We start from the raw sequence: 7795 nt of genomic DNA, 5'->3' as shown, positions 1-7795 counted from the left end.
GAACGAGGCGAACCGCTGCGCGACGTGGCTGCCGCCGCTGTCGCGCATCGACGGGCCCATCGCACTCCTCGAGGTCGGAGCGGCCGCCGGGCTGTGCCTCTTCCCCGACCGGTACAGCGTCGACTACGCCACACCGGCGGGGCTTCGCCGTGTCGATCCCCCGGCTGGACCGAGCGACGTCGTGCTGTCGTGCCGCGTCGACGACGAGGCATCCGTCCCGTCGCGGTATCCCGAGGTCGTGTGGCGGCACGGGATCGACCTCGACCCGATCGACGCGGGCGACGCCGACGCCGTCGACTGGCTCGCGAACCTCATCTGGCCCGGGCCCGACCACGACGCGCGCGTCGCGCGGCTGCGGGCGGCGGCGGCGATCGGCGCCGCCGATCCTCCGCGCATCGAGCGAGGCGACCTGCGGGAGAGGGTGTCCGATGCCGCGGCATCCGCCCCCGCCGATGCCACCGTCGTCGTCTTCCACAGCGCCGTGCTGCTCAATCTCGACGCGGCCGGACGCCGCGAGTTCGCCGATCTCATGGCCGGACTCGGCGAGCGGGTCGGCCGCCGCGTCGTGTGGCTGTCGAACGAGACCCTCGGCACGCTGCCCGAGATCGACGCGCTCGTCCCCGGCGACCTCGACACCGACCACCGCTTCGTCCAGACCTGGGACGCCCGCCCGATCGCACTCGCCGGACAGCACGGCGCCGTGTACGAGACGGCGCCCTTCCGGGCCTGAGCCGCCGCCGCGCCGCACGGTCGGGCTCAGTCGTTGTCAAACGACGGGGAGATTCGCGGCGTGCCGCCGCGCCCACGACCCCTTTCCCCCCGAATCTCCCGCGACCTCGACGCGTAACAGTCGGGCCGCCCCGTCCGGCACCGGCGAGAATGGGCGAATGGACTGGCAGACCTCCGAAGACACCGTGCCCTCGGCACCGGTGACGGAGGCCGACGCCCGCCTGCTGCTCGGACGCCCACCCGCGACAGGAGCCTGGCGCGACGGCGACCCGGTCGGCGAGCGCCAGTTCGCCGCGTTCGGATCCTTCCGCACCGAGGGCGGCCGGGAGCTGCCGGCGTACCGGCTCGCGTTCGAGACCTGGGGCGAGCTCAACGCCGCGCGCGACAACGCCGTCCTCGTGCTCCACGCGCTCACGGGAGACAGTCACGTTCGCGGACCAGCCGGGCCGGGGCATCCGACCACCGGCTGGTGGGACGAGATCGTCGGCCCCGGCGGTCCCATCGACACCGACCGCTGGTTCGTCGTGGCGCCGAACATGCTCGGCGGCTGCCAGGGCTCGACCGGACCGGCGAGCATCGGACCCGACGGGTACGAGTGGGCGTCGCGGTTCCCGTACCTGACGATCCGCGACCAGGTCGCCGCGCAGGTGCGCCTGGCCGACGCCCTCGGCATCGACGTGTGGGCGGCCGTCGTGGGCGGCTCCATGGGCGGCATGCATGCTCTCGAATGGGCCGTGGGGCTTCCGGACCGCGTCGAGCGGGTCGGGGTGCTGTCGGCTCCGCCGGTGAACACGGCCGACCAGATCGCGCTCAACTCCGTCCAGATCGAGGCGATCCGCATCGACCCGCGGTTCCAGTCCGGCGAGTACTACGACGCCGCCGACGGCGACGGCCCGACGCGCGGCCTCGCCCTCGCCCGCCGCATGGCGCTGCTGAACTACCGCTCGCCGACCGAGCTGAACCAGCGCTTCCAGCGCTCGTGGCAGTCCGGGGTCAGCCCGCTCGGGCACGGCGGGCGCTTCGCGGTGGAGTCCTACCTCGACTTCCACGGCAACAAGTTCACGCGTCGCTTCGACGCGAACAGCTACATCACCCTCGTCGAGGCGATGAACTCCCACGACGTCGGCCGTGACCGCGGCGGAATCGACGACGCCCTGGCCCGCGTCACCGCCCGCGCCCTCGTGCTGGGCATCGACAGCGACCGGCTGTTCCCGATCGAGGGGCAGCACCGCATCGCGCGCGGCATCCGTCGCACGCTCGACGGCGACGGCGCCGTCGTGCTGGCGAGCGACTTCGGCCACGACGGCTTCCTGATCGAGACGCACGCGGTCGGGGCGCACGTGCGCCGGCTGCTCGAGTCCTGACTCACCCGTCCCGCGAGTACCGCCACGGCAACGCGCCGATCTCGAGCCGGTGACGGGATCCGGATGCCGCGGCCACGGCATCCGCGTCGTACTCGGCATCGCCCTGCCACAGCAGGATCGGCCCCTCGGCTCCGCGCCGGGCGACCGTCTCGAACCTCTCGACACCGGCCAGGCGCGCGGCGCCGATCGCCGACGCCGCGTCGGGATGCGCCGCGAGCCCGTGCAGCGTCACCCACGTCGGCGGGTAGAGCGTGAGCTCCCCCCGGCCGTGTCGCGCGATGAGGTCGGCGGGCCGCGCCCATTCTGCCGCGACGGCCTCGGCGGGCTGCAGGCGCAGGTCCCCGGCCGGAGCCGCGGCGACGAAGAACCAGGTGCGGATGCGGAGGGCGATGCCCGGCGGCGGATCCCAGCACGAGAGCGTCACGAGCCCGGCGGGATCGAGCACGAGGCCGGTCTCCTCGGCGGTCTCGCGCACGGCGGCGCGGCGGGCGGACGCCTCCTCGCCGTCCGCGAGATCGGATTCCTCGAGCTTGCCGCCGGGGAACACCCACGCCCCGGCGAACGAGCCGCGGTCGGGCCGCTCCAGCAGCAGGACCTCGGGCCCGGCCGACCCGTCCCGCAGCAGCACGACGGTCGCGGCCACGGGGATGCCGGGGTCGGCGCCGTCATCCGGCGTGCGCTCGCGGGCCTGCCCGATCGAATCGGCCACGGCGCGCACGGCGCGGTCTGCGGGGGTCTGCTCCGACACCCGACCCACTCTAGGCCGGGGCTCCCGGCTCCGACCTCAGGCGAGGACCGGCTCCCGCCGCCGCTCGAGCGCGAGGCTGAGCACCGCGAGCCCCAGGCCGCCGAACGCCAGGAGCACGCCCACCCACGCCGGCGCGACGTAGCCCCAGCCGGCCGCGATCACCATGCCGCCCAGGAAGGCGCCGACGCTGTTGCCGATGTTGAGGGCGGAGTGGTTCAGGGCGGCCGCGATCGACTGGTTGTCGCCGGCGACGTCCATGAGCCGGGTCTGGATGGTCGGGCTCAGCGCCGAGGCCACGAGCCCCGTGGCGAAGACGAACAGGCCGACCGCCCAGATCCACTGCGCCGTCAGGGCGAGCAGCGTCTGCACGATCGCGAGGGCGATCAGTCCGCCGATGAGCGTGCGCTTCAGGTCGACGTCGGCGAGGTGGCCGCCGATGAGGTTGCCGATCGTCATCCCGAGGCCCATCACGACGAGGATCAGCGGCACCACCCACTCCGGCGAGCCCGCCACCTCCGTGACGACCGACGCGACGTAGCTGTAGACGGCGAAGAACCCGCCGAAGCCGATCGCTCCGACCCCGAGCGCGAGCCACACCTGCCCGACGCGGAAGACGCCGAGCTCGGCGCGAAGCGTGCGTCCCGGCTCTCCCTCGTGCGCGGGCACGAAGAGCCCGATGAGCAGCGTCGCGAGCGCGAAGATCGCGGCGACGACCACGAACGCCGCGCGCCACCCGACCTGCTGCCCGAGGAACGTGCCCAGCGGAACCCCCACGACGTTCGCGACGGTGAGGCCCGTGAGCACGAACGCCACGCCCTTCGCGCGGTTGCCCGGGCCGAGCACGTCGGCGGCCACGAGGGCGCCGATGCCGAAGAAGGCGCCGTGAGGCAGCCCGGCGAGGAAGCGGGATGCCGCGACCAGCTCGAACGTCGGGAGCAGGAACGTCAGCGCGTTGAAGGCAGTGAGCGCGAGCGCCAGGCCGATCATCACGCGATGCCGCGGATACTTCGCCACGCTCCCGGCGATGGTCGGCGCACCCACGACGACGCCGAGCGCGTACAGCGTGATGAGCCAGCCGGCCTGCGCGATCGCATCCTCGGGGCTGGCGGCCCACGAGGCAGGCAGCAGGTCCTGTGCGATGTTCGGCAGCAGGCCCATGACGACGAATTCGGTCATGCCGATGCCGAAGCTGCCGACGGCGAGGGAGAGGAGCGCCCACGTCGCCGCACCCCTCGTCAGAGTCGAGGAGGTCACCCGGTCATGCTAGCCGCGCGCGCGGCATCCTGTCGAATCGATTCGAGCGGACGCCGCGGCCGCCGGCCTCACTCGTGCTGCTGCTCCTCGATCGCGGCCTCGAGGCGGTCGATCTTGCCGTCGAGTTCGCCCGTCCAGCCGGGGCGGATGTCGGCCTTGAGCACGAGCGAGACCCGCGATCCGTACGGCTGAACGGCCTCGGTCGCGCGCTTCACGACGTCGAAGACCTCGTCCCACTCCCCCTCGATCTCGGTGAACATCGACGTGGTGCGGTGCGGCAGCCCGCTGTCGCGCACGACGCGTACCGCCGCGGCGACGGCGTCGTGCACCGAGCCGTCGGAATTGCCGGTGCCGCTGGGAGCGACGGAGAAGGCGACGAGCATGGGAACCTCCGTGGGGTCAGTGGGTGAGCGACGATCGGACGTGGGGGCGGGTGCGCGCGACCCGTGCGACCGCCCACGCCAGCAGCGCGATCAGCACGAGATTGCGCAGGGTGAGGATGCCGGCGGCCAGTGCATCCGCGACGATCAGCCGGTCGTAGACCAGCGGATAGACGAGCTGGGTGAGGAGCGCCGCGGCGAGCCCCGCGAGCGCCGGCGGCCACCATCGCCGACGGTCGAGCACGAGGCCCACGGCCAGCGGCGTGATGATCCACGTGAGGAACTGGGGCGACCCCACCTTGTTGAAGACGATGAAGGCGAGCACCAGCGCCAGGGCGAGCGGGGGGAACAGCGCCGCGAACGTGGCGCCACGCCACGCCCGCACGGCGCCCAGCGCCGCCACGCCCAGCACGGCGAGCACGAGCAGCGGGGTCATCGCGGCGATCACGGCGTCGACGCCGGCACCGGTGACCTGGAACGTGAGGATGTCGGAGTCGTAGTAGACGAAAGCTCCTTCGACCCCCGTCACGGCCTGCCACAGGTACCACGCCGTGACGGGCGCCTCGAGCTGCAGGCCGCGTCCGGTCTGGCCCGCGACGAAGCCGAAGGCGTGCGCCCCTCCTCCGGACGCGACGATCGCCGCCACCGTGAGCGCGCTGACGATCACGGCGCCCGCCACCACCGGGAGGCGCCGGCGCACGGAGATCACCGCGGCGGCGAGGAGCGCGGCCGGCCATACCTTCATCCAGGTCGCGATCGACAGCAGCACCGAGGCCAGCAGCGGGCGGCCCACCAGCCAGAGCGACGCGGCGAGCGCGATCGGCACAGTGACGGCATCCAGGCGGTACATCCCCACCGGTCCGAGCAGCAGCATGAACGCGAGCCAGAACGCGGCGGCCGTCGTGCGGCCCGCCGATCGTCCGCGGCCGACGAGCAGCGCGAAGGCGAGCGCGTCGAGCGCCGTCACGAGCAGCGCCCACGCCACCTCGTAGCCGGCGATCCACTCCAGGCCGAGGGCGAGCACCATCGGCACGATGGCGAGCTGAGGATAGACCCACGCCTGCGCGATGCCCATGATCGAGCCGTCCTCGACGGCCGCACTCGCCCACGGCTCGTACACGAGCGTGACGTCGCCCATGGGCATGTTGGGCAGCACGAATCCGAGCGACGCGACGACGAGGTGCACGAGCACGAAGCCCACCCACAGCCCCGCCCGCCTCGACACCCTGTCATCCTATTTCGCGCCGGGAGCTCCGCCCGGCGCGGGGTCACACGGCGTCGAGCGCGTCGGCCACCGCACGGGCAAGGGCCTCGGCGACGTCCAGCGCCGTGACCGGACCCCCGCCGCGGTCAGCGGATGCCAGGCGCCCGGCGTGGCCGTGCAGCCACGCCCCGGACGCGGCCAGACCGGCGAGGGACGCGGCATCCGTCGCCCTCCCGTCCGCGACGGCCGACGCCACGAGGGCCCCGATGACGCCGGCGAGCACATCGCCGGTGCCCGCCGTCGCGAGCCACGGCGTCCCGGCCGACACCTCGATCGCCGCCGCGCCCGGTGCCGCCACGATCGTCGTCGAGCCTTTCAGGAGCAGCACGGCGCCGGTCGCATCCGCCGTCTCCCGCGCCGCCGCCGCACGGTCGTCCGGGGGGTGTCCGAGCCCGAGCGCCGAGCGCAGCCGCGCGTGCTCCCGCTCGTGCGGCGTGAGGATGCGCGGTGCGGTCGCATCCGCCGCGAGGTCGAGTGCTCCCGCATCGACAACGACCGGATCCGTGTCGTGCAGAATGCCGCGAAGGGCCTCCGTCTCATGCGCCGGCCGCGTCGAGGCATCCGTCCCCGACCCGATCAGCCACGCCTGCACGCGACCTTCGGCGGCGACCGTCTCGGGTCGCCGGGCCAGCACGAGCGACGTCGGACGCTCCGGCCCGACGTACCGGACCATCCCGACGCCGGTGCGCCAGGCCGCCTCGACGCCGAGCACCGCCGCTCCCGGATACGCGTCGGAGCCGGTTCGGACCCCGAGCACACCGCGGGAATACTTGTCATCCGAGGCCGTTGGCCTTCGCAGGACGCGCCCGGCGTCCGCCGCCGTCCATGACCGGGTCATGGCGCCACCCTACCCGCGGAGACTCCCCCGAATGAGCACCCTCTTCACGCCCCTGTCACTGCGCGACCTGACTCTGCGCAACCGGCTGTGGGTCTCGCCGATGTGCCAGTACAGCGCCGTGGACGGGGTGCCGCAGGAGTGGCACCACACCCACCTCGCGCAGTTCGCCTCGGGCGGGGCGGGCCTGGTCATCGCCGAGGCGACCGCCGTCTCTCCCGAGGGACGCATCTCGCCCGAGGACACCGGCCTGTGGAACGACGCGCAGCGGGACGCCTGGAAGCCGATCGTCGCCGCGATCCGTGCCCGCGGCGCGGTGCCCGCCGTGCAGCTGGCGCACGCCGGACGCAAGGCCTCGACGTGGTCGCCTCTCTCGGGCCGCCGGGGCAGCGTGCCCGAAGCCGACGGCGGATGGGCGACGGTCGCGCCCTCCGCCGTCGCATTCGACGGATTCTCCGAGCCCGCCGCGCTCGACCTCGCCGGCATCGAGCGAGCGATCCGGGACTTCGGCGCCGCGGCCCGGCGCGCGATCGACGCCGGGTTCGAGGTGCTCGAGATCCACGCCGCGCACGGCTACCTGCTGCACCAGTTCCTCTCACCGCTGTCGAACCTTCGCGACGACGACTTCGGCGGCTCGCTCGAGAACCGTGCGCGCCTGCTGCTGCGCGTGATCGATGCGGTGACGGATGCCGCTCCCGGCGTCCCCCTGCTCGTGCGGTTCTCCGCCACCGACGGGGCCGAGGGCGGCTGGGACGCCGACCAGACCGCCACGGTGGCGGGCTGGGCGGCCGCGCGGGGGGTCGACTTCTTCGACATCTCCAGCGGCGGCCTCGTCGCGCACCAGCGGATCACGACCGGCCCGGGATACCAGGTCGAGCTCGCCGCGCGCGTCCGGCGCAGCGCAGGCGTCCCGGTGAGCGCGGTCGGCATGATCGACGACGCGGCACACGCCGAGCGCATCCTCGCCTCGGGCGAGGCCGACGCGATCATGGCCGGGCGGGAGTGGCTGCGCGATCCGCACTACGGCCTGCGCGCGGCATCCGAGCTCGGCGTCGACATCGACTACTGGCCCGCCCAGTACGCCCGCGCCCGCCGCTGAGCGGGCCGCGCCGGCTCGGCGTCGGCCGGCCCGGCACGTCGGGCCCGGCGGCGGCCGGCCCGGCATCGGGGTTTGGGGCGCGCGTCAGCCGTTGGGGCGCACGATGTGCGCCCCAACGGACG

At 73.8% G+C, this 7795-nt stretch carries 8 protein-coding genes; 3 read left to right on the top strand and 5 right to left on the bottom strand.

The window, feature by feature from the left end; translation table 11 throughout:
• Both ACE3O1_RS13630 and ACE3O1_RS13625 read left to right on the top strand, forming a co-directional pair.
• The coding region (locus ACE3O1_RS13630; RefSeq protein WP_374315927.1) for a DUF2332 family protein at positions 1-730 on the top strand (730 nt) is incomplete at its 5' end.
• A 157-nt stretch (positions 731-887) separates the two neighbouring features.
• Positions 888-2093 carry a homoserine O-acetyltransferase gene (locus tag ACE3O1_RS13625; RefSeq protein ID WP_374315925.1) on the top strand — a complete coding sequence of 402 codons (1206 nt, stop codon included), beginning with the start codon at positions 888-890 and terminating at the stop codon, positions 2091-2093.
• 1 nt (position 2094) lies between these two features.
• On the opposite strand, the gene ACE3O1_RS13620 is transcribed toward ACE3O1_RS13625, so the two are convergent.
• From ACE3O1_RS13620 to ACE3O1_RS13600, 5 genes are all read right to left on the bottom strand, one after another.
• Entirely contained in the window at positions 2095-2841 is a 747-nt protein-coding gene (locus ACE3O1_RS13620; protein ID WP_374315923.1) for an NUDIX domain-containing protein, read from the bottom strand.
• A gap of 36 nt (positions 2842-2877) precedes the next feature.
• The gene (locus ACE3O1_RS13615) at positions 2878-4095 is read right to left on the bottom strand and encodes an MFS transporter (RefSeq protein ID WP_374315921.1); all 1218 of its coding nucleotides are present in this window, start codon (positions 4093-4095) and stop codon (positions 2878-2880) included.
• 68 nt (positions 4096-4163) lie between these two features.
• Positions 4164-4478, bottom strand: coding sequence for an MTH1187 family thiamine-binding protein (locus tag ACE3O1_RS13610; RefSeq protein ID WP_374315919.1), 315 nt, complete (start codon positions 4476-4478; stop codon positions 4164-4166).
• Between the two features lie 16 nt (positions 4479-4494).
• Positions 4495-5700 (bottom strand): hypothetical protein, encoded by a 1206-nt coding sequence (locus tag ACE3O1_RS13605; RefSeq protein ID WP_374315917.1) that lies wholly within the window; start codon positions 5698-5700, stop codon positions 4495-4497.
• Between the two features lie 43 nt (positions 5701-5743).
• On the bottom strand, positions 5744-6577 hold the full coding sequence (locus ACE3O1_RS13600) for an NAD(P)H-hydrate dehydratase (protein ID WP_374315915.1): 834 nt from the start codon (positions 6575-6577) through the stop codon (positions 5744-5746).
• A gap of 31 nt (positions 6578-6608) precedes the next feature.
• Here ACE3O1_RS13600 and ACE3O1_RS13595 point away from each other — a divergent pair, with 31 nt between their 5' ends.
• Positions 6609-7673: an NADH:flavin oxidoreductase/NADH oxidase gene (locus tag ACE3O1_RS13595; protein WP_374315913.1), complete on the top strand. Its 1065-nt coding sequence runs from the start codon at positions 6609-6611 to the stop codon at positions 7671-7673.
• Positions 7674-7795 lie beyond the last annotated feature (122 nt).

This window comes from Microbacterium sp. (genome assembly GCF_041909575.1).
GTDB lineage: Bacteria > Actinomycetota > Actinomycetes > Actinomycetales > Microbacteriaceae > Microbacterium.
The sequence above is the reverse complement of the archived record's forward strand: the minus strand, read 5'-3'. Positions and strand labels throughout refer to the sequence as shown.